This is a genomic window from Amycolatopsis sp. NPDC114504 (genome assembly GCF_055633595.1).
The window spans coordinates 715,127-738,749 of record NZ_JBVKDU010000004.1 but is presented as its reverse complement, the minus strand read 5'-3'; the positions used below and the strand labels follow the sequence as shown (position 1 = coordinate 738,749).

The window sequence follows — 23,623 nt, the reverse complement described above, 5'->3', positions numbered from 1 at the left end:
ATGACCCGGCAGGCCGGCGGCAGACCCGCACGCGAGTCCCACGACCGGGAGATCCTGCGGCTGGCGGTGCCCGCGTTCGGCGCACTGGTCGCCGAACCCCTGTTCCTGCTCACCGACTCGGCCATCGTCGGGCACCTGGGCACCGCCGCGCTGGGCGGGCTGGGCGTCGGCGGTCAAGCACTGGGCACGCTGCTCAACATCTGCGTGTTCCTGGCGTACGGCACGACCGCGGCCGTGGCGCGGCAGGTGGGCGCCGGCAACCTGCCCGCCGCGATCCGCCAGGGCGTGGACGGCATCTGGCTGGCGGTCGGCATCGGGCTGGCCGTGATCGTGGTGGGCTGGCCGCTGACCCCGTGGATCGTGCACGCGTTCGGCGCGTCGTCCGCGGTCGCCCCGGCCGCCGTGACCTACCTGCGGATCAGCCTGTTCGGCGTGCCCGGCATGCTGGTCACCCTGGCGGGCACGGGCGTGCTGCGCGGTCTCCAGGACACCCGGACGCCGCTGGTGGTCTCGGTCGGCATGTTCGCGGCGAACGCGGCCCTCAACGCCGTGTTCGTGTTCGGGTTCGGCTGGGGCATCGCCGGCTCCGCGCTCGGCACGGTGCTCGCGCAGACCGCTGGTGGCCTGGTGTACGGCCTCGCGGTGCTGCGCAAGGCACGGCGGCACGACGTCCCCGTGCGGCCGGACGCCGCCGGGCTGCGCGCCGCTGCGAGAGCCGGTTTCACCCTCGTGCTCCGCACCCTGTCGCTGCGGGTCGTGCTGGTCGTGAGCACCGTGGTGGCCACCAGGATGGGCGACGCCGAGATCGCCGCGTACCAGGTGGGCTTCCAGGTGTGGTGGCTGCTGGCGCTGGCGCTGGACGCCATCGCGGTGGCCGGGCAGGCGATCACCGGCCGCTACCTGGGCGCCGGGGACGCCGGGCGCGCGCGGACGGCCACCTGGCGGATGACCCAGTGGGGACTGGCCTGCGGCGTGCTGTTCGCCCTGCTCCTGCTCGCCACCCGGGGGCTGCTGCCCGCCTTGTTCACGGCCGATCCCGCGGTGCGGGTGCTGCTTGCCGACAGCCTCCTCGTGGTGGCCCTGCTACAGCCGCTCGCGGGTCCGTTGTTCGTGCTCGACGGCGTGCTGATCGGTGCGGGCGACCTGCGCTTCCTCGCGGTGGCCGGGGTGGTCACCACGGCGGTGTTCCTACCCGGCGCGCTGCTGGTATTCCTGCTCGGCGGCGGGCTGGTCACCCTGTGGCTCGCGATCGGGGTGTGGGTGGTGGCCCGCCTGGTGACGCTGGTGTGGCGGGCCCGCGGCAGCGCGTGGCTGGTCACCGGAGCGGTGCGCGGCTGACACGTCGGCCAAGCGGGGACGCGCCGGGCCGGTCTGCGCGGCGAGCAGCCCGGCGAGGATCAGCACCGTCCCCAGCACCTGCGGAAGCGACAGGCGTTCGCCGAGCAGCAGGGTGGCCAGCGCGGCCGCGACCACGACCTCCAGCGTCGCGAACTGGCTCACCACCGCCGGAGCCAGGTGCCGCTGAGCGCTCACGCCGGTCAAGTACGCGAGCACGGTGCAGACCACCGCGATCCAGCCCAGCAGCACCCAGACCGGCACCTGGAACCGGCCGAGCTCGGCGTGGCCGTGCCACGCGAGGGCGAACGGGAAGGCCGTGACCGGCGAGAGGACGTCCAAGGTGAGCGCGCCGACGGTGGTGCCGAGCGCGGCCAGTGCCACCGGGCCGCGCGAGCGCAGACCCCGTTCGGAGAGCAGGAACCGCGCGGTCAGCGCCCCGGCCGCGCCGACGCCGGCCAGCACGCCCAGGCCGTCGAGCCGGAAGCCCGACCACACCTCGACGACCAGCATCAGCCCGGCGACGACCGCGCCGACGCCGAGCCAAGCCCGTCTCGCCAGCGCCGTGCGACGCACGAACCGCACCCAGAGGACGATCATCACCGGGGCCAGGTACAGCAGGACGAGGGCGATCCCGACCGGCAGCCGGCCGACCGTCACGGTGTAGAGCGTCTGGTTCGCGCAGAAGGCGAGGATGCCGAACGCGGCCACCAGCGGCCAGTCGGAGCGGCGGACGACGAGTTGCCGCGGCGTGGTGACCAGCGCGAGCGCCAGCAGCACCACCATGGCGAGGCTCATCCGCGCCTGGGCGATCTCCAGCGCGGACAGGCCCGTGGAGGCCAGTGCCTTGGTGGCGGGTGCGCCGCTGCCGAAACAGCACGCGGAGCCCACGGCCCGGACGACCCCGCCCACCGCCGTCCGCCGGGTGAGCGGTGTCAGTGTGTGCGGCATCGACGGTCAGGAGGCCTCGTCGATGAACGTCTTGTCGGTGCTCCCCAACGGAACCAGGTCGTCCCACCACTGGACGGCGGGATCCCACTTCGCGTGGAACGGCCGGCCGACCAGGGCCGGATCGCGCGCCTGCAGGAAGTGCAGCGCGAACGCCCTGCCGTGCGGCAGATCGACCACCCCGTCGATGACGACCTTGCCCGGCGTGGCCGACATGACCGGCCCGCGGGCCGTCCGGGCGAGGCCGGACACCTGGCTGATGGCGTCCCGGTAGATCTCGTGGGCCCGGGTGAGCGGAAGCCCGAAGTAGTGCTGGGCGCCGGTGTCCCGTTCGACGAACATGTAGTACGGGTGGATCCCGGCGTTGACCTGGTTCGTCCACATCCGGGCCCAGACCGCGGCGTCGTCGTTGACGTGCCGGACGACCGGGGCCTGGGACCGCAGCTGCGCCCCGGTGTCCCGCAGCCGCCGCAACGCGGTGCGGGTCAGGTCCGGCTCCAGCTCCCTCGGGTGCGAGAAGTGCAGCATGAACGCGAGCTGACGACCACTGCCGACCACGCTTTCCGCCAGCCGCACCAGCTCCTCGGCGTCGGCGCCGACCGCCACCCTCGCCGGGTGGAAGGAGAGCGCCTTCGTCCCGATCCGGATCGTCCGGATGTGCTCGAGCCCCGGCCGCAGCAGCGCGTCGACGTACCGGGCGAGCCGATCGGTCTTCATGATCAGCGGGTCGCCACCGGTCAGGAGCACGTCCGTGACCTCGTGGTGGGCCCGGAGGTACGCGGCCATCTCCTCGGGGTCGTCCATCGCCAGCTTCAGTCCCGGCTCGCCGATGAACTGCGCCCAGCGGAAGCAGTAAGCGCAGTACGAGTGGCAGGTCTGCCCCTGCTTGGGGAAGACGAGCACCGTCTCCGCGTACTTGTGCTGCAGACCGGACTGGTCCCGCGGCACGTTGCGGGTGAGCTGACCACCGGGGTGCGGGTTGAGCCGGGCCCGCACGCCGGCGACGACCTCCCGCAACCGGTTCGGCTCGCCGAGTGCCCGTTCGACCAGTGCGAAATCCTCCGGCCGGAGCATGTCCCGATGCGGGAACAGCAAGCGGTACAACGGGTCTTCCGGCGCGGCCCGCCAGTCGATCAGGTTCTCGACGACGTGCGCACTGACCTTGAACGGCAGCACCCGGCCGACCACTTCGACGTCGTGGGCCAGGTCGTCGCCGCACCGCGCGCGGACCAGGTCCACCATGCGTCTGCCGGAGATCGGGTTCACCGCCCGCTCGGTCAGTTCGATCGTCGTCATTTCTCCCCCAGAGAAAGGTCTGTGCGTGGTGGTGACTTCGCGCCACGAGTGGCATCACGGACGCGGAAAAGCATGCCGCGTCCCGGTTCCGACCGGATCGGCGATCGCTGCCCACATTGACCGGCCCGCTGCCCAGGTTGGGGTGACAGCCCCGGGTCGACGGCGTGTCCGGCCCGGTCTGCTCCGATCGGGTGTACGGCCGTGTCAGACTGCCTGGCGATGCTCACCCCAGCCGATCTCGCCGACCTGCTCGAATGCGAACACCGCAGCGTCCTGAACCAGGCCGCGGACCTGCCCGGCGCGCCGCGGTCCGTGCCCGACCCGGGCGCGGCCCGGCGAGCGCGTGCGGCCGCGCGGGCGATGCTCGCCCGCCTGCGCGGGGAAGGCCACGACGTCTTCGAGATCGACCCCCGGGACCCCGTCGCCGCGGCCGAGACCACCGCGGCGGCGTTGTGGTCGGGCGCGGCCGTGATTTACCAGGCCGTGCTGCACGACGAGGACTTCTCCGGCGTGGCGGACTTCCTGGTCCAGGACGGCGAAGGCCGCTACGAGGTCTACGACGCGGAGCCGGCCCGGCAGGCGAAGCCCGCCGCCGTCGTCCGGCTGACCGCGTTCGCCGACGCGTTGCGCCGGGCCGGCTGGCCGACCGGCCCGAACGTGCACCTGCGCCTCGGCGACGGCGGCACCCGGACGTTGCGGGCCGAGGACTTCCGGCCCCTCGTGGACCGGCTGCGCGCGCGGCTGAGCGGCCGCACGCCGATGCTGCCGGCGACGCTGTGGGCCGACGAACGCCCGGCCTGCGCCGGCTGCGGTTACGCCCGCCACTGCGCGTCGGCCCGCGAAGCCGACCGGGACCTCCTGCTCGTGGCCGGGATGCGCGGCGACCAGCGCCGCAAGCTGGCCGCCGCCGGGATGGGCACCATCGAGGCGCTCGCGGCGGCGACGCCGGGCGACCGGCCGCGGGACCTGTCCGTCACCGCGTTCACCGCCCTGCGGGCGCAGGCCGCGCTCCAGCTGCGGCAGGACACGACCGGCGAGGTCAGCTACGAGGTCGTCGACCCGGACGTGCTCGCCACGCTCCCGGAACCCGCGCCGGGAGACGTCTTCGCCGACCTCGCCGGCGATCCGCACGCGCTGGCGGGCGAGGGACTCGAATTCCTCTTCGGTGCGCTCACCCCGGACGGCGACCGGCGCTTCACCCCGTTCTGGGCGCACAGCCGCGCCCAGGAGAAGCGGGCCTTCGAGGAGTTCGTGGACTTCGCCGCCGCGCGGGTCGCCGAGCACCCCGGCGCGCACGTCTACCACTACGGGCCGTACGAGGTCACCGCGATCAAGCGGCTCGCCGCGGTGCACGGGACCCGTGAGGAGACCGTCGACCAGCTGCTGCGCGGGGGCGCGTTGGTGGACCTGCACACGGTGGTCCGCAAGGCGCTGCGGGTCTCGCAGCGGTCGTACTCCATCCGGCACCTCGAGCCGCTCTACCGGCCCGGCACCCGCGAGGGTGACGTGAAGACCGCGCTGTCGGACGTCGAGGCCTACGAGGAGTACCTGGTGCTCGCGCGGGCCGCCGAGCCGGGCCGCGCGGAGGAGGTCCTGCGCGGCATCGCCGGGGACAGCGAGGAGGACTGCGTCTCGGCGCTGCGGCTGCTCGAGTTCCTCTACCAGGTCCGGGCCGAGGCCGGCATCGAGCTCGTGGCCCCGCCGGAGGAGTCGCCGGAGGACGCGTTGCTGCGCGCGGCGGAGGAGGACGTCGCCGCCGAGCGCCGGGCCGAACGCGCCGCGCGGCTGGCCGCGTTGGTCGACCCCCTGCTCGAGGGGCTGCCCGACGACCCCGGCGAGTTCACCGGCGACGAGCGGGCCCGCGCGCTGCTGGCGGCGGCGGTCGGCTACCACCGCCGCGAGACCAACCCCGCGTGGTGGGAGTACTTCCGCCAGCTGGCCGCCCCGCTCGGCGACCTCGAGGTCGACACCTCGTGCACCGTGCCGGTGTCGCTGGAGGCGGGCGAGTGGGTCCCGCCGGCCGGGCGCGTCCGCACCGCGAAGCGGACCCTGGTCCTGGCGTGCGACCCGGACCGGCCGCACCCGTTCGCACCCGGCGACGAGGTGCGGCTGCGCTACGCCGGAGCCACCCGCGACGCCAAGGTCACGACCGCGTCGGCGGTGGAGCTCACCCTGGAGGAGAGCTGCCCGCCCGACGCCACCACCGCCGACCGGCCGTCCGCGGTGCTGCCCGGCAGCCCGGTGCGCCCGTCGCCCAAGGACGAGGCGGTCGCCGACCTCGCGCAGCTGGTCGTCGACGCCCTCCCGGTCCTGCCGCGCCACCCCGGGGTCGACCTCCTCCGGCGGACCCCGCCGCGGCTGCGCGGCGCGACGGCCCTGCCGGAGCCGGAGGACGACCTGATCCGCACGGTGATCGACGCGGTCGAAGCCCTCGACGGCTCGACGCTGGCGGTGCAGGGACCGCCGGGGGCGGGCAAGACGTTCCTGGCCGGGAAGCTGATCGCCCGGCTCGTGCGGGCCGGCCACACCGTCGCCGTCACCTCCACCAGCCACAAGGCCGTGGAGAACGTGCTGAGCGCGGCGAAGAAGAGCGCACCCGAGCTGCCGTGCGCCAAACGCGCCAAGCGGACCCCGGACCCGGCCGCGCCGTGGGACCAGCCGAAGAGCAACCCGGCGCTGGCGAAGTGGCGGGAAGAGCACGACACCGGGCACCTGGTCGGCGGCACGGCGTGGACGTTCGCCAACGCCGCGGTCCGCGAGGAGCCCTTCGACCTGCTGATCATCGACGAGGCCGGCCAGTTCGCCCTGGCCGACGCGCTGGCCGTGTCGATGTGCGCGAAGAACCTGCTGCTGCTGGGCGACCCGCAGCAGCTCCCGCAGGTGGTGCAGGGCACGCACCCGGCGGGCGCGGAGGCGTCGGCGCTGGGCCACCTGATCGGCGGAGCCGACATCATGCCCGCGGACCTCGGCTACTTCCTCGACGAGACCCGGCGCATGCACCCCGCGGTGTGCGAGCCGGTGTCGAAGCTGTCCTACGCCGGCCGCCTGCGCGCCCACCCGTCGGCCGCCGAGCGCGCCCTCGAGGACGTCCCCGCCGGGCTCTACCTGGCCGAGGTCGACCACCACGGCAACACGACCCGGTCGGTGGAGGAAGCCGCGGCGGTGGTCGACATCGTGACGGCGGTGCACGGCCGCCAGTGGACCGACCACGGCCGCACGCGCCCGCTGACCGACGCCGACATCGTCGTCGTGGCCCCGTACAACCTGCAGGCGCGGACGGTGACGCGGGCGCTGGAGAACGCCGGCTTCCCGGGCGTGCGGGTGGGCACGGTCGACCGCTTCCAGGGCCAGGAGGCCCCGGTGGTGATCACGACCATGACGTCGTCCTCGGCGGTCGACCTGCCCCGCGGTCTCGACTTCCTGTTGTCCCGCAACCGGTTGAACGTCGCCCTGTCGCGGGCGCAGGTCCTCGCGGTCCTGGTGTGCTCGGCCAAGCTGGTGGAGGCCGACATCCGCACGGTGGAGCAGATGCGGCTGGTGGCGGGCATGATCGGCTTGCTGAGCGGAGCCCGGCGCTGGCCGCCGGTCACGGCCACAGCAGCGGGAACGCCTTGACCAGCGCCCAGCCGATCAGCGCGAGCCAGCCGGCGATCCAGACGAAGCCGGGGATGTGGGTCTCCGCCGCGAGGCCGGCGGCGTCGTCGGTGCCGGAAACCTCGCCCTGCCACCGGGCCGCGACGAGGTGGGCGACGCCGGAGAGCTCGCTGGTGAGCAGCAGCCACGCCTCGAGGTAGGCGATCGTCGTCCGCGCCCACGGCGGTGCCCAGGCCAGCGCGGCGAAGGCGACCAGGCCGATCCCGGCGACGATGGCGAAGGTGAGCAGGTCGGCGGACAGGAACAGCAGCAGGCCGGCGGCGACCACGGTGAGGGTGAGCACGGCGGCGGCGTGCCCGCGCTGCAGCTGCACGGCCGCGCCGAGCCCGGCCAGCGACGGCATCGCGTACCCGGCCGCGCCGGTAAGGATCGAGGAGAACCGCGAAGGCACCCAGGACCACGTCACTCCGGACTCCGGGCTGGAGATCCCGAGCCGGTACACCCCGCCGCCGGTCACGACGCTCATCAGCGCGTGGCCGCCCTCGTGGACGAACGTCCCCAGCACGTTGAAGCGGGTCAGCAGGCGTCCCCGTCCGGTCAGCAGCGCGGACACCGAAGCCAGCGCCACGGCCGCGGCGGTCAGCCCGGTCGCGAAGACCAGCCACCACCCGGGTGCCGGCACCGTCGCGTTCACGACGTCGTCGAGTTTCCCGCGCAGCATCGGTCAAGCTCACCAGCCGGCCGGCGGCGGCGGAACCGCCCGGGCGACGTTGTCACGAAGCTGTCAACCCGCGCGTTGTCCCTCTCGAGAGCTACCGCGGGTGTCCGTCACGGAGTGACGCGGTGCGCCACGTCCCGCTCGTAATCTCGCCGCACCAGGAAAGCCCGGCGAGAGGAACCCCGATGACCAGCCCCACCGAGCGGAAGCCGGCGCTGCTGCGCTTCCGGTTCCCCGTCCTGCTCGTCGCCACCGCCGTGCTGCTGGTCGCGGCCCGCGGGCTCGACACGCTCGTGGCGGGTGTGGCGGTCCTGCGGCTCCTGGTCGGGATCGGCGCGGCCGCCGGGGCCGTCTTCGCCTACCGGTGGGTGACCCGGCGGGTCGAAAACCGCGACGAGATCACGGAACTGGCCGCGTCCGGGCGCTGGGGCGGTCTCGGCCGCGGCGCGCTCATCGGGGCCGGCGCCTTCCTCGCGACCATGCTGCTGTCGTTCCTCTTCACCGACGCCGACGTCTCCGGTGGCTCGTTCTGGGCCTGTCTCGGCGTCGCCGGTTCGATGGCTTCGGTGGCGGTGACGGAGGAACTGCTGTTCCGCGGCGTGCTCCACCGCATCCTCGAACAGCGCGTGGGCAGCGTCCTCGCGATCGTCGTCTCGTCGCTGCTCTTCGGCCTCACACACCTGATCAACGGCAACGCCACCCTGTGGGGCACGCTGGCCATCGCCGTCGAGGGCGGCGCCATGCTCGCCGTCGCCTACACCGCCACGCGGTCGCTGTGGGTGCCGATCGGCCTGCACTTCGCGTGGAACTTCCTCCAGGGCGGCGTGTTCGGCACCGCGGTCTCCGGCGCCGACAGCGAACCCGGCCTGCTGCGGACCGTCCTTTCCGGACCGGACGCGCTCACCGGCGGTTCATTCGGCCCGGAAGCCGGCCTGTTCGCGTTGCTGTGCTGCGGGGTCGTGACGGCGCTGCTGCTGCGCCGCGCGAAGCTCATCCCGCGGCGCTGACGAGCCCGGTCCGGTAGGCCAGCACCACGGCCTGCACCCGGTCCCGCAGGTCGAGCTTGGTGAGGATCCGCGAGACGTACGTCTTCACCGTCTCCACGCTCAGCACCAGCTCGGCCGCGATCTCGGCGTTCGACAGGCCGCCGGCGATCAGCTCCAGCACTTCCAGCTCCCGCGGCGCGAGCCGCTCCAGGGGGCCACCGGCGGGCGCCACCGGCTGGATCCGGTCGGCGTACCGGCCGATCAGCGTCCGGGTCACCGCGGGGGCGAGCAGCGACTCGCCGCGCGCGACCGTGCGCACCCCTTCGGCCAGCTCGTCCAGCGGCGCGTCCTTGAGCAGGAACCCGCTCGCCCCGGCCCGCAGCGCGTCGTAGACGTACTGCCCGACGTTGAACGTCGTGACGACCAGGACCTTCGCCGGCGTCGCCGCGTCGGGGCCGGCGACGCGGCGGGTCACCTCGATCCCGTCCAGCAGCGGCATCTGGATGTCCATCACGACGACGTCCGGGCGCAGCCGGCCGATCTCGGTGAGGGCGTCGCGGCCGTTCTCGGCCTGCCCCACCACCTCCATGTCCGGCTGGGCGCCGAGCACGGCCACGTACCCCGCGCGGATGAGCTGCTGGTCTTCGCAGATCAGCACCCGGATCGGGCCGTCGGTCATCGGTCGCTCCTGGCGTGGCTCTCGGTGGTGGGGAACTCGGCGCTGACGCGGAACCCGTCCTCGGACGGGCCGGCGGTGAACCGGCCGCCGAGCGCGTCGACCCGGTCGCGCAGCCCGGCCAGCCCGCGCCCGCCGGAGCCGAGCGCGCCGGCCGAGGTCGCCGGACCCTCGGTGGTCACCTCGATTTCGAGGAGGTCCGCACCGTAGCCGACGCGCACCGTCGCGGGCCGGCCGGCGGCGTACTTGGCCGCGTTGGTGAGGGCCTCCTGCACGATCCGGTACGCGGTGAGCTCGGTTTCCGCCGGCAGCGCCGGGCGTTCGCCCGCTTCGACCAGCTCGACCACCCGGCCCGGCTGCTCGACGAGACCCCGCAGGGCGCTCAGCCCCGGCGTGCGCGCGCCGGTCGCTTCGAGGACGCCGAGCAGGAAACGCAGCTCGGTGAGGGCGTCGCGGCCCGAGCCGGTAATGGCGGCGAAGACCTCGGGGGCGTTCTCCGGCGGGAGGTACCGGGCGGCGTCGGCCTGGACCACCATGGCCGTCACGTGGTGGGTGACGACGTCGTGCAGCTCGCGGGCCAGCCGCGCCCGCTCGTCGGCCGCCGCGGCCAGGGCGGTGAGCCGCCGCCGTTCGGCCTCCTCCCGCCGTCGCTGCCGGACCAGGGTGCCCAGCAGCCAGAACAGCGCCAGGACCGCGTAGTAGAGGACGAAGGTCAGCAGGTCCGACGGCGACCCGCGCAAGACGACCAGCACCGCGAAGACGGCGTATCCCGCCGAGACCGCCACGGGCAGCGCCCGGCGGAACCGTTCTTCGCGCGCTCCGGCCGAATAGAGCGCGAAGTACAGCGCGAGACTGCCGATCGAGGGGGAGTACGCGAGCACTTCGTGCGCCGCGAAACAGGTCGCGATGACCGCCAGGGTCGCCGCGGGCCACCGGCTGCGCACCGCGAGGGGGAGCGTCTGCCCGAGCACCAGCACGACCGCGGGGAAGCCGCCGTCGTGCCTCGGCAGATCGCCGAACTGGGCGCCGAGCATGGCGAGTCCCGGCACGAACGCCGCGACGGTGACGCCCGCGGCGAGCGCCCGGTCCCGGACCGGCGGGGTGACGCGCGCCCAGCGGTTCCGGAGACGTCCGAGCTTCGGCATGGCGGGGAGCCTAGCGAGGCCGGGCCCGTCCGGTTCGTCCTGGCGGGCAAGGTGTTCACGCGGCGAAGCCCGGACAGGCCACGAGTGCGGGAATCGTGGTCTGCCCGGGCAACGCGGTGCCGAATCCGCCGCGGGGGAGGAGCGGCGGCCGGCTGCACCGCCCGGCCGGGTCCGGCTCGGAGGTGCCGTCGACGCGCGGCCGCGAGTCAACGGGCGCGGCCGCGCGTCCCCGAAGCGCGGCCGTTCAGTGCCGTGCGACGTCGGTGCAGTCGAGGTCCTGGTCCGGCAGCTTGCCGGTGTCGAGGAAGCTCGCCGTCGCGTTGTCCGCGCACGCCGAACCTTCGTGGTAGACGTAGTGGCCGCCGTTGTCGACGCCGACGAAGGCGGCTCGGTTGCCCAAGGCGTGGCGCAGGCCGATGCCGGAGTCCCACGGGGTCGCGTGGTCGCGGCGGTTCTGCAGGATCAGCGTGTTGCGCGCGCCCTTGTCCGTGGCCGTGACCGGCTTCTCGATCGGCTGCGGCCAGAACGCGCACGGCCAGATGTTCGCCGGCATGCCCGCGGTCAGCGGCCAGGCCTTCCGGTCGGCCGCGGTGGCACTGGCGTAGCTGCCGACGTCGTGGGACCACTCGGCGTCCCCGCAGGTGAGGGCCAGGAACATGGTCGCCTGGTTGTCCGCGGGCACGCCCGGGGCGGCCGGGGTGTCGGCGAACACCTGCTGGAGCACCTTGCCGTCGGCCTCGGTGACGTGACCGTCGGCGAGGTCCGCGGCCGCCTTCCAGACCTGGGCGAGCACCGGCAGGGTGTCGTTGTGGATCAGCAGCGCGTAGGTGACGCCGCGCAGCAGCGCCCCGGTCACCGCCTGCGGTGTGCCCGGCACCGGCGCCGGGGTGCGGTCGAGCCGGTCGGCGAGCGCGAGGTAGGTCCGCGTGACGTCGGCGGGGGTGGCACCGAGGCCGAGCGCGGCGTTCTGCCCGGCGGCGACGGCGGCCGCGTCCGGGAACCGGTCGGCCATGCCCTTGCCCCAGCTCGCCGCTTCACCGGCCCAGACGTGGGCGGGATCGACGTTGCCCTCCAGGACCATCCGGTCGACCCGGTCCGGGTACAGCGAGCCGTAGACGGTCCCGAGGTAGGTGCCGTAGGACTGGCCCCAGTAGGAGATCTTGGCTTCGCCGAGGGCCTCGCGGACGCGGTCGAGGTCGCGGGCGGTGTTGGCGGTGGTGAAGAACCGCAGGTTCTCCCCGGCCTGAGCGGCGCACTTCCCGGCCGTGGCGCGGGCGGCCTGGACGTTCGCGTCGATCGAGCCGTCGGCGGCGGGGTAGGGGAACAAGGCGACGACGCTGGGGTTTTCGAGGCCGCAGCTCTGCGGGGTGCTGGTCCCGACGCCGCGCGGGTCGAAGCCGATCAGGTCGTAGCCGTCCAGGACGGGCTTCGGCAGCGTCGGCGCCATCGCGGCGGGCGTGTCGAGACCCGGCAGTGCCGGGCCGCCCGGGTTCAGCAGCAGGACACCGTGCCGCTTCGCGGGATCGGCCGCGCCGAGCTTGGAGATCACGACCTCGATCGACGTGCCGTCCGGGTGGCCGTAGTCGAGGGGGACCTTGACCTTCGCGCAGGTGAGCCGGGGATCCCGGGGCGCGCCCGGCGCCGCCGCCGGGCACGGTCCCCACGCGAGCGCCGCGGCCGCCGGGCTGTCTTCGTCGTCCGCGCTGTCGCAGGCGGCCACGCCGAGAACGGTCAGTGTGGTGACCGCCAGGGCCGCGGCGAACCGATGGCCGCGTGTCTTCCTCATGGTGCTCGCCCTCCGATTTCCGCGGCGGCGGGCCCTTCTGCGCCGCCGTCCGCGTTGACGGCCACGAAGTTAGCGAGAACCGGACAGCGAAAACGTCACCCCGGAGCGAGCAGTTCCGGTAGCTCTCCCGAGGGACAACGGCGCGATCTTCAGGCGGGGACGGCGTAGGCGATGTCCCGTCCGACGCGCTGCCAGACCACGTCGTCGCAGTTCAGGCCCTCGGCGGAAAGCCGCCGTTTGAGGACCTTGAACGTCGACGTCCGCGGCAGCTCCCGGACCGTGCGCACGTAGGCGGGCACCTGCTTGGGCCCGAGATCGGGCTGGCCGGCGAGAAAACGGCCGAACTCGGCGGGGTCCAGGGGAGTGCCGTCGGTGACGATCGCGGCCATCACCTGGTCCCCGGTCACCGGGTCGGGCACCGCGTAGACGGCGGCGTCGGTGATCGCGGGGTGCCGTAAGAGAATTCGCTCGATCGGCGCGGTGCCGAGGTTCTCACCGTCGACGCGGAGCCAGTCGCCGAGCCGTCCGGCGAAGTAGCAGAACCCGGCCGCGTCGGCGTAGGCGAGGTCGCCGGTGTGGAACAGCCCGCCGCGCAACCGTTCCGCGTCCGCTTCGGGGTCGCGGTAGTAGCCGGCGAACCAGCCGGCGCCGGTGGTGTTGACCAGCTCGCCGACGGCCTCTTCGGCGTTGCTCAGCCGGCCGTCGGGATCGAACTCGGCCGGCGGGCACGGCCGGCCGGTGTGCGGGTGCAGGATGGCGACGTCGCCGGCCGGCCGGCCGAGTGAGCCGGGCGGCGTGTCGTCGGTGCGGGCGAAACCGACCCCGCCTTCGGTGGAGCCGAACGCGTCGATGACCTTGCAGCCGAAGCGTTTCTCGAACGCGGCGAGGTCGGCGCTCGCTCCTTCGTTCCCGTAGACGAGGCGCAGGGGGTTGTCCGCGTCGTCCGGTTGCGGGGGAGTGGCGACCACGTAGGACAGCGGCTTGCCCACGTAGTTGGCGTAGGTCGCGCCGAACTTCCGCACGTCGGGCAGGAAGCCGGACGCGGAGAACCGGCGGCGCAGGGCGATGCCCGCACCCGCCGCGAGCCCGACCGCCCAGCCGGCCATGACGGCGTTGGAGTGGAACAGCGGCATCGTGACGTAGACCGTGTCCGATGTGGATAGTCCGAAGCGCTGGGCGAGCATCGCGCCGGGGAAGGCGATCTTGCCGTGGGTGCAGCGCACGGCCTTCGGGTCGCCGCTGGTGCCGGAGGTGAAGATCAGCATGAGCAGGTCGTCCGGCGAGGCGGCGACGGGGTCGAGCGGCGCATGCGCCGACGGCGGCGCGTCCAGATCGCGCACGTCGATCCCGCCGAGGTCCAGTCCTTCCAGCAGGGGCCGGTACTTCCGCTCGGTGAGCACGAACTGGCAGTCGGCGAGCCGGATGTCCCGCGCGAGGGCCGCTCCGCGCCGCGTCGGGTTGAGGCCGACCAGGACCGCCCCGGCGAACGCGCAGGCGCCCAGGAGGACGGAGAAGGCCGGCACGTTGTCGGCCAGAACGCCGACGTGGGGCGGTTTGCCCCAGTCCAGCGTCTCCCGGAGGTCGGCCGCGCGGATCGCCGACGCCCGGACGTGCTCGGCCCACGAGTACGTCTCGTCCTCGAACCGCAGGCCCGGGCGCTCGTCGCCGGCGCGGGCCAGCAGCAGCTCGGTCACCGTCGGGACGCTCATCCACGCACCTCCCGGCTCCGGTGGGCAAAAGTGGAACAGGTTCTATTTCTACCACGATGGTGGCCGGCTTGACCACGCGTCGTCTTCGCGGCTGATTCAGCTCTACGATCGCTGAATGGAGCTGAGGCAGGTCGAGCACTTCCTCGCGGTGGTGCGGTGCGGGAGCTTCACCGCGGCGGCGCAGGAGGTGCACGTGGTGCAGTCGGCGTTGAGCGCGTCGGTCCGCAAGCTCGAGGCCGACCTGGGCCTGCCGCTGTTCGAGCGCACGACGCGCCGGGTCACGCTGACCGAGGCCGGGCGGGCGCTGGTGCCGATGGCGCACCGGATCGTCGCGGACGTGGAGGCCGCGCGGGGTGAGGTCGCGTCGCGGGCCGGGCTGACGAGCGGGCGCGTGTCGATCGGGACGATCCAGGCCCTGAGCGTGCTCGACCTGCCCGCGAAGCTCGGCGAGTTCCGGAACCGCCATCCGGGGATCCGCATGCACGTCCGCGACGGCACGGTCCCCGACCTGGCGGCCGCCGTCGCGAGTGGCGAGCTGGACCTGGCGTTCCTCGCCGGCGACGAGCCGCTGCCCGGCGAGCTGACCGGGTTCCGGGAGTGGAGCCAGCAGCTCGTGCTGCTCAGCCACCCGGGCCACCGCCTCGCCCGCCGTCGCCGCGTCCGGCTCGCCGAGCTCGACGGCGAGCCGTTCGTCGACTTCAGCGGCAGCGGCATCCAGGTGATGGTCGCGCGCCGCTTCGCCGACGCGGGTGTGCGTCAGAACCGCGTCTGCGAGGCCACGCACCTGCCGCTGCTGGTCGAGCTGGTGGCGGCCGGCCTGGGGGTGTCGATCGTGCCGCAGCCGGTGGCGGAGCGGTCCGGCCTGCCGTTCGCGCGCTTCGAACAGCCCGCCATCAGCCGGGCGATCCACCTCGCGGGCCGCGGCCCGGAGCCGGTCAACCCGGCGGCTCGGGCGTTGCTGGCGCATCTGCTGACGTGACCCGCCGCCGTCCGACGGGAGCGAACAGCAACGCGCAGCCGGCGAGCGCCAAGGCCATCGTGACGGTGGTGAACCCGACGAGCGCGGCAACCCCGGCCAGCACGAGCGCGCGGACGCCGAACTGCCGCAGCAGCCGGGCGAGGTCGGTGGTCTCGGTGTCCGCCATGGTTCGAGTATCGGTCCGGGACGGTGGCGAGTCCAACGCATGATTTCGCTCGGATTCAGCTTGGGAATCGCTGAGTGCCGGCGGGAACCTCAGCCGGGGGAGGGGCAGCCGAGCATCCGGGCGGCGAGTTCGGCGTAGGACTCACCGAGGTCCTCGGGGGAGTCCGCGCCGTCGAGGCGGTACCAGCGCACCAGGTCGATGCCGAGCGACAGGATCGCGCGCACCGCCCGGCCGATGTCGGGGACGTCGAAGACGCCTTCCCCGACGCCGCGTTCGACGGCGGTCTGCACCATCGCCGAGAACCGTTGCCGGAGCACGAGGATCTCGCCGAAGTGGTCCGGCTCGAGGGCCGCCAGTTCGTACTGGCAGACCCTCGCCACGGTGTGGTGGCGAGCGTGCCACGACACGTGCCCGGCCACCAGCCGCCGGAGGTGGTGCCGGGTGTCGCCGTCGTCGTCCTGGGCCGCCAGCGTCGCGAGGGCGCGCTCGTGACCGGTCCGGGCGATGTGGAACAGCACGGCTTCCTTCGAAGCGAAGTGCACGTACAGCGAACCGGGACTGAGACCGACGACGGCGGTGATGTCGCGGGTGGTGGTCGCGTGGAAACCCTTGCGGGCGAAGCACTGCACGGCCGAGGACAGCAGCGCGCGAGCCACCGGGGAAGTGTCCTCTCCCCAGAACTCGCCCGGGACCGTTTCGGGCCCGAGGGTGGTCGTCAGCTCCATGGCGGCCGCCGCCGGATATCGCCCGCCGCCGCGACGGCGGTCCTTTCCGGACATCGCAGCTCTCCCCTCGCCGGGTGCCGGACTTGACACCTCCGGGCCTCGCGGTCATGGTAACTGTGCGCTCAGTCAGCCGAAACCAACGTCGACGAAGACGTAAGGAGGGTCGCGATGGGTCAGCCCGCGACCAGGCAGCCGGCCGTCGTGCTCGACGGCTTCTCCTACCTCGAATGCCCGCGGTGGCACGACGGCAGGCTGTGGGTGTCGGACTTCTACACCGAAAAAGTCGTGACGATCGACGGCCGCGGCGAGACCGAGGTCGTCGCCGAGGTTCCGGGACAGCCGTCGGGCCTCGGGTTCCTGCCGGACGGGCGCCTGCTCGTCGTGTCGATGCGCGACCACCGCGTACTCGTGCGCGACGCGTCGGGAGGGCTGACGGAGCACGCCGACCTGTCCGAGGTGGTGTCCGGGGTGCTCAACGACATGGTCGTCGACGACCGCGGCCGCGCGTGGGTCGGCAACTTCGGCTTCGACCTCATGGGCGGCGCCGCGCTGCGCTACACCACGCTCACCCGCGTCGACGCGGACGGGAGCGTCGCCGTCGCCGCCGAGGACCTGGGTTTCCCCAACGGCATGGTGATCCTGCCCGGCGGCGTGCTGGTCGTCGCCGAGACCTTCGCCGCGCGGCTGACCGCCTTCGACATCACCGAGGACGGCGAGCTGAGCGGACGCCGCGTGTGGGCGCAGTTCGGGGAGACTCCGCAGACCGACGACGTCGGCGAAGCCGTGCAGCGCCTCGAAGTGGCCCCCGACGGCATCTGCGCCGACGCCGAGGGCGCGATCTGGGTGGCCGACGCCGTCCACAACCGCGTCATCCGGGTCCAGGAGGGCGGCCGGATCCTCGACGAGATCGACGCCGGCACGGGGGTCTTCGCCTGCATGCTCGGCGGCGACGACGGACGCACGCTGTACCTCTGCGCGGCGCCGTCCTTCGCCGAGCACGAACGCCGTCCGGTGCGCGAGGCCCAGCTTCTTTCGGTCGAGGTCGAGGTCCCGCACGCCGGCCTGCCCTGACCGGCCCGTCGAAAGGAGGGGCCTCGTGGAGGTCTCCTGCGCTTTCCCGACCGCACTGGACTCCCCGGACCACATCGCCGTGGCCGAAGAGCTGGGCTACGCGCGGGCGTGGGTCTACGACACCCCGCAGCAGAGTCCCGATGTGTGGATGACCCTCGCACTGGCCGCCGAACGCACCGAGCGGATCGGGCTCGGCCCCGGCGTGCTGGTGCCCAGCCTGCGGCACCCGATGGTCAACGCCGCGGCGACCGCGACGCTCGCCGCGCTGGCGCCGGGCCGCGTCGCGATCTCGTTCGGCACCGGGTTCACCGGCCGCCGCGCGATGGGCTACGGCGCGGTCACCTGGTCCTACATGGAGTCTTACATCCGGGCCTACCGCGGCCTTCTGCAGGGCGACGTCGTCGAGTGGGAGGGGGCGCGGATGCGGATGCTGCACCCCGCCGGGCACGCCCCGGCCCGGCCCGTCGACGTCCCGATCCTGATCGGCGCGCTGGGGCCGAAGGGCCACCGGGTCGCCAAGGAGCTCGGCGACGGGCTGTACGTCACGCTGCAGCTGCCCGAGTTCATGAGCGAGTACTCGTGGGTGCCGTACCTCGTGTGGGGCACGGTGCTCGACGAGGGAGAAGGCACCGACACCGAGCACGCGCGCCAGGCCGCCGGGCCGGGGTGGGCGTTGGCGTACCACGGTGCTCACGAGTTCGGCGGCGCTTCCGCCGTGCGGGCACTCCCGGGCGGCGAGGAGTGGCTGGAGGTGGTGGAGCGGACGCCACCGGACCGGCGGCACCTCGCGGTCCACACGGGTCACTGCGTGGAGCTGGGCGAGGCCGACCAGGCGGCATGGCAGGCCGGCGGCCACGAGATGCTGCGCGACGTGACGATGAGCGGCACCCGGGACGAGATCCGGCGGCGGTTGGACGAGGTCGCGGCCCGGGGAGTCACCGAGATCGTGTTCCAGCCGTGCGGGCCCGACACCCGGGCCGAGCTGGAGCGGTTCCTCGAAGCCGCGAAGAGCTAGCCGGTAGCGCCCCTTCGCCGCGCCAGATCAGACTCGGCCCTGTTCAGCCGGCGACTGGACCTCGGACGCGCGACGCCAGATCAAGACAGCTAAGCGGCGTTGTACCGCCGCGCGGCCGGGGTCTCGTCGATGGTGACGCGGCCGAGGTGGGCCAGGACGTCGAGGTGGGCCTCGATCTCCATCACCGCGGACAGCTGGTGTTCGAGCTGGAGCGCGTCCAGCTGACGGCGGTGCCTCGTCCACGGCAGCCGCCGCGCGACCTCGTACGCCGTGGTCGCGCCGGCCACCAGGAGCTCGTTGACCTCGTCGAGCCGCTCGCGGTGGTGGTCGAGGAGCTCGCGGACCCGGGCGTGCGTGCTCGGGCCGGCCGCGCCGTGGGCCGGCAGCAGCACCTGGTCGGGCCGGTCGAGCAGGAGCTTCAGGGACGCGGTGAACGAGCGCAGCGGCGTCGCCTCGGGCGCGACTTCGAAGCCCAGCGAGGGGGTGATCCTCGGCAGCACGTGGTCGCCGGCGAACAGCACGCCCGCCGCCGCGTGGGTGTAGACGACGTGGCCGCGAGTGTGGCCCGGGGTCGCGACCACCTCCAGCTCGCCGTGCCGCAGCGGGATCCGGTCGCCGTCGCGCAGCCAGCCGTCGGGGGGCCCGTACGGTGTCTCGGCGCCGGACATGTTGATGGCGAGCACTCGCTCGGCCAGCTCGTCGGCCCCGCACCGCGCCAGGAGTTCCGGGTGCCGGGGGAACGGGTTGGTGGTGTCGAAGCCCTCGATGCTGAACCGCTCGTTCTCGCCGATCAGCAGCCGGACGCCCAGCGGCTCACGCCACGCGAAGGCCTGCGTGTAGTGGTCCCAGTGGTGGTGCGTCGCGAGGCAGGTCCGGACGTCGCCGAGCCCGTGTCCCAGCTCGGCCAGCGCGGTCGTGACGGCGCGCTCGTTGGCCGGGCTCACCCAGCCCGGGTCGATCAGCACCAGGCCGTCCGGGCCCTCGAGCACGTAGGCGTTCACCGTGGACAAGCCCGCGATCGGCAGTGGCAGGGGGATGCGGTGGATGCCGGGCGCGACCGGGTGCGCTCCGGGCGTGGTCCAGTCGTCCGGCTGGTCGATCGCGTTCGCGGGCATGTGCCTGTCCTGGTTGGTTGTGGAGCCTATGCAACGACTTTAGTGGCTGACCCGGCCCGCGTGCGTGTGACATATCTCGTGGCGGTCAGGCCTCGTCGTAGCGCGGGACGACGGCGAACACCTCGAGGTCGCCTGGCGCGCCCTTCGCGCGGAACCGGCGCCGCCGGACGGTGAACCGCTCGGTGTCGACTCTCGCCAGCACGTCCCCGGTGACGAGGACTTCGCCGCCGGCGGACGCGTCGGCGACCCGGGCTGCGATGTTGACGTCGACCCCGAAGTAGTCGCGGCCGACCTTGCGCGACCGTCCGGTGTGCAGGCCCGCCCGCAGCCGGGGGCGGTAGCCGTCGAGGTCGATCGCGCTGACCGCGCCGCACGTCTCGTACGCCGCCTCGACCGCGGCCGCCGGCTCGCCGAAGACGGCCATCAAGCCGTCGCCGAGGCCCTTGACCACCCGGCCGCGGTGGCGGGCGATCGTGGCCTCGCTCGCGGTCGACACGGCACGCAGCAGCTCGAGCGCCCGCGCGTCGCCGACGTCGAGGGCCCAGCTCGAGAAGCCGACCAGGTCGGTGAACACGATCGTCGTCTCGCCGGTGTCGCCGTCGCGGCCCTGGGCGACGGCCTGCCAGACCTGCACGGCCGCGAGCCCGAGCTCCCGCATCGTGCTGGGCTGCTCGTCCTTCGCTTCGGCCAGCAGCCGGGCGACCCGGTCCGACGGGTGACCCGCGGTCGTCGACAGCGCGTCGCCGAGGTCGCGGTCGCCCGGGATCAGGCGCCGCACGGCGCGGGCGGAGCGGACCAGGCCCGGGCGCCGGTCGGCCGCCCGCAGCCGATCGACGAAGCGGGCCCCCTTCCGGACACGGTCCGGCCGGTCGTCGTGGCTGTCGGTCACCGGCCGCATGCTACCGGCCGGTCCGGGACCGGACCTCGCGAAGCAACGCGGGTCACGTGCCGGTGGCGCACGGCGTCCCAGCGGTGTCCCACGGGGGTGGCGTTCCCGCTGGTCCGGCGGGGTGGGACTGTCCCGGCGTCCCGAGTCGGCCGCGGACCGGCGACCGGCGCGGCGGCCGCTGCCAGCCTCCTCGCCATGCAGAAACTCGCTCTGGCCGTCGCGGTGCTGCTGGTGTTCCCCACCTCAGCCGCCACCACCGCCGCGGCCGAACCCGTCGCGGTGTGCGGGCACACCAGTGCCCAGCCCACCCTGAAACAAGGGGCGTCCGGCGCCGAGGTCGCCGAGGCCCAGTGCGAACTGAACCTGGCGACCAAGGCGAGCCGGTACTCGCCCATCGGCGCGGACGGCTCCTTCGGCCCGGCGACCGACGCCCGCGTGCGCGTGTTCCAGAAGTGCGCCGCGCTGAGCGTGGACGGCGAGATCGGGCCGAACACGTGGGCCGCGCTGAACTCGTGGTCCGCGCGGCCGCGCAAGTGCGCCACCCAGGGCACGGCGGGCACCGCGCAGAGCGTGGTGTGCGGCCTGTCCACCGCCCGCCCGACCCTGCAGAGCGGGTCCACCGGCACGGAAGTCAAGGAACTGCAGTGCCGGCTGAACCTCGCCATGGAGCCGGGCCACTACCCGCCGCTGACCGTGGACGGCAACTTCGGCGACGGCACCCGCAACCGCGTGATCCAGTTCCAGCACTGCGTCAACGCCAGTGCCGACGGCGTCGCCGGGCCCACCACGTGGGCGAAGGTCACCGACTGGTCCAGCCGCAACACCTACTGCACGCCGCCGAAGCCCGCCGGGCACCCGATCGACGGCGTGGACACGGCGAAGTACCAGCACCCCGGCGGCGCGGCGATCAACTGGGGCGCGGTGAAGGCGTCCGGGGTCGAGTTCGCGACCGTCAAGGCGACCCGCGGCCTCAACGTCACCGACGACTACCTGGCCACGGACCTGCCCGCGGCCCGCAACGCCGGCCTGGCCGTGGGGCCGTACCACTTCTACACGGGCACCGCGGCCGGCACCGGTGGTGCGCAGGCGGACCGGTTCATCGCCGCCGTCAAGGCCACCGGGTACACCGGCAAGCGCGCCGGTGACCTGCCGCCCGTGTTCGACCTGGAGTGGAAGGACGACGGCTCCGGCGGCTGCCCGCCGTTCGTCACCGTCGCCGACGCCAAGGCGTGGCTGGACAAGGTCCAGACGGCGTTCGGCCGCACCCCGATCATCTACACCCAGAAGTCGTTCCTGGACGCCTGCCTCGGTGGCACCACGGCGCTTTCCGCCTACCCGATGCAGCTCGCCGACTACCGCCAGTCCGTCACGGCTCCGGCGCTGCCGGCCGGGTCGAGCACCTGGCTGATGTGGCAGTACACCGACGCGGCCATCCCCGACGGCATCCCCGCCCCGGCGACCGGGGACGTCTTCAACGGCACCCAGGCCGATCTCGACCAGCTCGCCAACCGCTGAATCCCCGCTACGAAAGGACGAGAATGAGTCTCCCCATGAGCCGCCGCACGGTGCTGCGCGGCGCGGCGGTCATCGGCACCGCCGCGGTGGTCAGCCCGCTGCTGCTGGCCGGCACCGCCCAGGCGTACCCGTGGTCCCGCACCCTCGTGCAGGGCAACACCGGCGCCGACGTCACCGAGCTCCAGATCCGGGTCGCGGGCTGGGCGGCCGACTCGCCGAGCCACAGCCGGGTCTCGATCGACGGCGAGTTCGGCCCCGGCACGGCCGCGGCGGTCCGCCGGTTCCAGGCGGCCTACGGCCTGGGCGCGGACGGCGAGGTCGGCCCGGCCACCCAGAGCGCGCTCAACGCGCTGGAGCAGAGCGACGGGTCCACGGCGCACTTCAACTTCAGCGAGTTCACCGACCGGGTGAGCGGCACCTTCAACGGCGGCAAGGTCAGCGCGGCCACCGCCAAGGAGAACGCCCGCCGCTGCATGTACAAGCTGGAGGCGGTGCGCAAGAAGCTCGGGAACAAGCCGATCACGGTGAACTCCGGGTTCCGCAGCATCGCGCACAACGCGGAGATCGGCGGCGCCAGCGACAGCATGCACATGTACGGCACCGCGGCCGACCTGGACGTGCCGGGCGTGGCCAACAAGACCGTCTACCAGAAGGCCGAGACCAGCGGGTTCTCCGGCCTGGAGACCTACAACACCGACCACCAGCACGTGGACAGCCGGGCCGACCTCGGCCGCGCGTGGTGGTGGGAGAACGGCACGGTCTGACCGGCGGCTGGGGGTCTGACGCCGGAAACCCCGCCCTCGGGGGTTTCCGGCGTCAGCGTGCCGCGAAGCCCGTGCCCTCCGGCCCCGCCCGCCGGGGCCGCCCCTCGCGGAGGGCGCGGGCTTCGCCCTTTCCCGGCCCCAGCGCGACAGGCTCAGTGGGACAGCGGGTTCTGGAGCGCCGCCGAGCAGGCCGGCCAGTCGTGGAAGTCGTGGTGCGCGCTCCACAGGCGGTGCGCCGCGTCGATGTTCCAGGCCGGGTCGAACGCCCGCAGCGGCGTGCCGTCCAGCTCCAGCAGGCGGCCGTCGGAGATCTGGAAGATCCCCCAGTTGCGGCTGCCGTTCGTGTTCGGCAGGACCCACAGCGGATCGAGGAACGAGGCGCAGCGGGCGATCGCGACCGCGGTGTCCGGCGCTTCGGTGAACACGGCCCGGATCCGCTGCTCGACCATGGTCGTCGACCAGCCGGCCAGGCTGGTCCGGTGGTCGTACAGCGCGGTCTTGGTGGCCTCGTCGACGACACCGCGGGCGGGCAGGCCGGCCAGTACCTGGAACGCGGTGACCCGGCGCAGCGTCTCCGGGCCGAACGAGCCGTCGACCGAAAGCCGTCCCTGGGCCGAGACCAGCAGGTTCTGCACCTCGGTGACGCACTCGTCGTGCTGGCCCATGCTCACCGGCGGCTGGCAGCCGGGGGAGAACAGCACGCGGTCGGCGTACCGGCCCGGTGCCTGCTCGGAGCCGTCGGCGGTGACCCAGACCAGGCCGCCCGCCAGCAGGACCACGATCGCGATGGCCACCGCGACGTACCAGCGCCGCCGGGGTGACCGCGCGGCGTCCTCACCGGGTGCCCGCGGCGGGGTCTCGGCGGGCTCCGCCGGAACCTCGTCGGCCCGGTCGGCGTCGGCCAGCGCCCACAGCTGGTGCAGTTCGCGCAGCTCTTCCGCGGACGCGCCGCAGACCTTGGCGAACGAGTGGACCACGCGGTAGTCGGCGGGCACGCTCTTGCCCGAGCAGTACCGGTGCAGGCTGGAGCCGCTGGCCCCGGCCAGCCGGCCCAGCCGTTCGTAGCCCTGCCCGCTGCGGTCCTTCAACATGCGCAGGTACGCGGCGAACTTGTCCATGTGCGGTGTCACGGTGACGGGACCACCTCGCTCGGGCAGCGGATGAGGGACGGAAGTTAACACCGTCCCGCGG

General features: G+C 73.5%; 19 protein-coding genes and 1 pseudogene. 8 read left to right on the top strand and 12 right to left on the bottom strand.

The window, feature by feature from the left end:
• Window positions 1–1,182, top strand: a pseudogene (locus ACZ7PG_RS32945) (MATE family efflux transporter); the annotation flags it as partial.
• A 6-nt stretch (window positions 1,183–1,188) separates the two neighbouring features.
• On the opposite strand, the gene ACZ7PG_RS32940 reads toward ACZ7PG_RS32945, so the two are convergent.
• Complete coding sequence (locus tag ACZ7PG_RS32940; protein ID WP_470243039.1) at window positions 1,189–2,286, bottom strand: DMT family transporter; 1,098 nt, start codon at window positions 2,284–2,286, stop codon at window positions 1,189–1,191.
• 6 nt (window positions 2,287–2,292) lie between these two features.
• Window positions 2,293–3,579, bottom strand: a complete 1,287-nt coding sequence (locus ACZ7PG_RS32935) for a KamA family radical SAM protein (RefSeq protein WP_470243038.1) — start codon at window positions 3,577–3,579, stop codon at window positions 2,293–2,295.
• 219 nt (window positions 3,580–3,798) lie between these two features.
• Here ACZ7PG_RS32935 and ACZ7PG_RS32930 point away from each other — a divergent pair, with 219 nt between their 5' ends.
• Window positions 3,799–7,194 (top strand): TM0106 family RecB-like putative nuclease, encoded by a 3,396-nt coding sequence (locus ACZ7PG_RS32930; RefSeq protein ID WP_470243037.1) that lies wholly within the window; start codon window positions 3,799–3,801, stop codon window positions 7,192–7,194.
• Here ACZ7PG_RS32930 and ACZ7PG_RS32925 read toward each other — a convergent pair.
• On the bottom strand, window positions 7,166–7,894 hold the full coding sequence (locus ACZ7PG_RS32925; RefSeq protein WP_470243036.1) for a M50 family metallopeptidase: 729 nt from the start codon (window positions 7,892–7,894) through the stop codon (window positions 7,166–7,168). The two genes, ACZ7PG_RS32930 and ACZ7PG_RS32925, sit on opposite strands and share 29 nt — an antisense overlap.
• A gap of 182 nt (window positions 7,895–8,076) precedes the next feature.
• Between ACZ7PG_RS32925 and ACZ7PG_RS32920 the strand changes: the two genes are divergently transcribed.
• Entirely contained in the window at window positions 8,077–8,898 is an 822-nt protein-coding gene (locus ACZ7PG_RS32920; protein ID WP_470243035.1) for a CPBP family intramembrane glutamic endopeptidase, read from the top strand.
• Here ACZ7PG_RS32920 and ACZ7PG_RS32915 read toward each other — a convergent pair.
• The 4 genes from ACZ7PG_RS32915 to ACZ7PG_RS32900 all read right to left on the bottom strand — a co-directional run bounded on the left by ACZ7PG_RS32915 (window position 8,882) and on the right by ACZ7PG_RS32900 (window position 14,193).
• A complete protein-coding gene (locus tag ACZ7PG_RS32915) occupies window positions 8,882–9,556 on the bottom strand; it encodes a response regulator (RefSeq protein WP_470243034.1) in 675 nt (224 codons plus the stop codon). The genes ACZ7PG_RS32920 and ACZ7PG_RS32915 overlap by 17 nt on opposite strands.
• A complete protein-coding gene (locus ACZ7PG_RS32910; protein WP_470243033.1) occupies window positions 9,553–10,698 on the bottom strand; it encodes a sensor histidine kinase in 1,146 nt (381 codons plus the stop codon). The genes ACZ7PG_RS32915 and ACZ7PG_RS32910 overlap by 4 nt, the downstream gene beginning before the upstream one ends.
• Before the next feature lie 244 nt (window positions 10,699–10,942).
• Window positions 10,943–12,484 carry an alpha/beta hydrolase gene (locus ACZ7PG_RS32905; protein ID WP_470243032.1) on the bottom strand — a complete coding sequence of 514 codons (1,542 nt, stop codon included), beginning with the start codon at window positions 12,482–12,484 and terminating at the stop codon, window positions 10,943–10,945.
• Window positions 12,485–12,633: 149 nt separating this feature from the next.
• Window positions 12,634–14,193, bottom strand: a complete 1,560-nt coding sequence (locus ACZ7PG_RS32900) for a long-chain-fatty-acid--CoA ligase (protein WP_470243031.1) — start codon at window positions 14,191–14,193, stop codon at window positions 12,634–12,636.
• Window positions 14,194–14,308: 115 nt separating this feature from the next.
• Here ACZ7PG_RS32900 and ACZ7PG_RS32895 point away from each other — a divergent pair, with 115 nt between their 5' ends.
• A complete protein-coding gene (locus ACZ7PG_RS32895) occupies window positions 14,309–15,172 on the top strand; it encodes a LysR family transcriptional regulator (protein ID WP_470243030.1) in 864 nt (287 codons plus the stop codon).
• Here ACZ7PG_RS32895 and ACZ7PG_RS32890 read toward each other — a convergent pair.
• Together ACZ7PG_RS32890 and ACZ7PG_RS32885 are read right to left on the bottom strand one after the other, a co-directional pair.
• Window positions 15,129–15,338 carry a hypothetical protein gene (locus ACZ7PG_RS32890; protein WP_470243029.1) on the bottom strand — a complete coding sequence of 70 codons (210 nt, stop codon included), beginning with the start codon at window positions 15,336–15,338 and terminating at the stop codon, window positions 15,129–15,131. The two genes, ACZ7PG_RS32895 and ACZ7PG_RS32890, sit on opposite strands and share 44 nt — an antisense overlap.
• A gap of 89 nt (window positions 15,339–15,427) precedes the next feature.
• Window positions 15,428–16,117 (bottom strand): TetR/AcrR family transcriptional regulator, encoded by a 690-nt coding sequence (locus ACZ7PG_RS32885; protein WP_470243028.1) that lies wholly within the window; start codon window positions 16,115–16,117, stop codon window positions 15,428–15,430.
• Between the two features lie 114 nt (window positions 16,118–16,231).
• On the opposite strand from ACZ7PG_RS32885, the gene ACZ7PG_RS32880 reads away from it, so the two are divergent.
• A complete protein-coding gene (locus tag ACZ7PG_RS32880; protein ID WP_470243027.1) occupies window positions 16,232–17,134 on the top strand; it encodes an SMP-30/gluconolactonase/LRE family protein in 903 nt (300 codons plus the stop codon).
• Window positions 17,135–17,159: 25 nt separating this feature from the next.
• Window positions 17,160–18,149: an LLM class flavin-dependent oxidoreductase gene (locus ACZ7PG_RS32875; protein ID WP_470243026.1), complete on the top strand. Its 990-nt coding sequence runs from the start codon at window positions 17,160–17,162 to the stop codon at window positions 18,147–18,149.
• 89 nt (window positions 18,150–18,238) lie between these two features.
• Here the strand turns inward: ACZ7PG_RS32875 and ACZ7PG_RS32870 are convergent, their stop codons facing one another.
• Together ACZ7PG_RS32870 and ACZ7PG_RS32865 are read right to left on the bottom strand one after the other, a co-directional pair.
• Complete coding sequence (locus ACZ7PG_RS32870; protein WP_470243025.1) at window positions 18,239–19,264, bottom strand: MBL fold metallo-hydrolase; 1,026 nt, start codon at window positions 19,262–19,264, stop codon at window positions 18,239–18,241.
• Window positions 19,265–19,349: 85 nt separating this feature from the next.
• Window positions 19,350–20,153, bottom strand: a complete 804-nt coding sequence (locus tag ACZ7PG_RS32865) for an adenylate/guanylate cyclase domain-containing protein (RefSeq protein ID WP_470243024.1) — start codon at window positions 20,151–20,153, stop codon at window positions 19,350–19,352.
• Between the two features lie 195 nt (window positions 20,154–20,348).
• Here ACZ7PG_RS32865 and ACZ7PG_RS32860 point away from each other — a divergent pair, with 195 nt between their 5' ends.
• Both ACZ7PG_RS32860 and ACZ7PG_RS32855 read left to right on the top strand, forming a co-directional pair.
• Window positions 20,349–21,668, top strand: a complete 1,320-nt coding sequence (locus tag ACZ7PG_RS32860; RefSeq protein ID WP_470243023.1) for a GH25 family lysozyme — start codon at window positions 20,349–20,351, stop codon at window positions 21,666–21,668.
• A gap of 23 nt (window positions 21,669–21,691) precedes the next feature.
• Window positions 21,692–22,432: a D-Ala-D-Ala carboxypeptidase family metallohydrolase gene (locus ACZ7PG_RS32855; protein ID WP_470243022.1), complete on the top strand. Its 741-nt coding sequence runs from the start codon at window positions 21,692–21,694 to the stop codon at window positions 22,430–22,432.
• A gap of 152 nt (window positions 22,433–22,584) precedes the next feature.
• Here the strand turns inward: ACZ7PG_RS32855 and ACZ7PG_RS32850 are convergent, their stop codons facing one another.
• Entirely contained in the window at window positions 22,585–23,562 is a 978-nt protein-coding gene (locus ACZ7PG_RS32850; RefSeq protein ID WP_470243021.1) for a helix-turn-helix domain-containing protein, read from the bottom strand.
• Window positions 23,563–23,623: the final 61 nt, after the last annotated feature.

What these genes read in the sequence shown, in the direction of transcription:
- ACZ7PG_RS32940 (WP_470243039.1), bottom strand. Translation starts at nt 2,286, where the DNA reads ATGCCGCACACACTGACACCGCTCACCCGGCGGACGGCGGTGGGCGGG.
- ACZ7PG_RS32935 (WP_470243038.1), bottom strand. Translation starts at nt 3,579, where the DNA reads ATGACGACGATCGAACTGACCGAGCGGGCGGTGAACCCGATCTCCGGC.
- ACZ7PG_RS32930 (WP_470243037.1), top strand. Translation starts at nt 3,799, where the DNA reads ATGCTCACCCCAGCCGATCTCGCCGACCTGCTCGAATGCGAACACCGC.
- ACZ7PG_RS32925 (WP_470243036.1), bottom strand. Translation starts at nt 7,894, where the DNA reads ATGCTGCGCGGGAAACTCGACGACGTCGTGAACGCGACGGTGCCGGCA.
- ACZ7PG_RS32920 (WP_470243035.1), top strand. Translation starts at nt 8,077, where the DNA reads ATGACCAGCCCCACCGAGCGGAAGCCGGCGCTGCTGCGCTTCCGGTTC.
- ACZ7PG_RS32915 (WP_470243034.1), bottom strand. Translation starts at nt 9,556, where the DNA reads ATGACCGACGGCCCGATCCGGGTGCTGATCTGCGAAGACCAGCAGCTC.
- ACZ7PG_RS32910 (WP_470243033.1), bottom strand. Translation starts at nt 10,698, where the DNA reads ATGCCGAAGCTCGGACGTCTCCGGAACCGCTGGGCGCGCGTCACCCCG.
- ACZ7PG_RS32905 (WP_470243032.1), bottom strand. Translation starts at nt 12,484, where the DNA reads ATGAGGAAGACACGCGGCCATCGGTTCGCCGCGGCCCTGGCGGTCACC.
- ACZ7PG_RS32900 (WP_470243031.1), bottom strand. Translation starts at nt 14,193, where the DNA reads ATGAGCGTCCCGACGGTGACCGAGCTGCTGCTGGCCCGCGCCGGCGAC.
- ACZ7PG_RS32895 (WP_470243030.1), top strand. Translation starts at nt 14,309, where the DNA reads ATGGAGCTGAGGCAGGTCGAGCACTTCCTCGCGGTGGTGCGGTGCGGG.
- ACZ7PG_RS32890 (WP_470243029.1), bottom strand. Translation starts at nt 15,338, where the DNA reads ATGGCGGACACCGAGACCACCGACCTCGCCCGGCTGCTGCGGCAGTTC.
- ACZ7PG_RS32885 (WP_470243028.1), bottom strand. Translation starts at nt 16,117, where the DNA reads ATGTCCGGAAAGGACCGCCGTCGCGGCGGCGGGCGATATCCGGCGGCG.
- ACZ7PG_RS32880 (WP_470243027.1), top strand. Translation starts at nt 16,232, where the DNA reads ATGGGTCAGCCCGCGACCAGGCAGCCGGCCGTCGTGCTCGACGGCTTC.
- ACZ7PG_RS32870 (WP_470243025.1), bottom strand. Translation starts at nt 19,264, where the DNA reads ATGCCCGCGAACGCGATCGACCAGCCGGACGACTGGACCACGCCCGGA.
- ACZ7PG_RS32860 (WP_470243023.1), top strand. Translation starts at nt 20,349, where the DNA reads ATGCAGAAACTCGCTCTGGCCGTCGCGGTGCTGCTGGTGTTCCCCACC.
- ACZ7PG_RS32855 (WP_470243022.1), top strand. Translation starts at nt 21,692, where the DNA reads ATGAGTCTCCCCATGAGCCGCCGCACGGTGCTGCGCGGCGCGGCGGTC.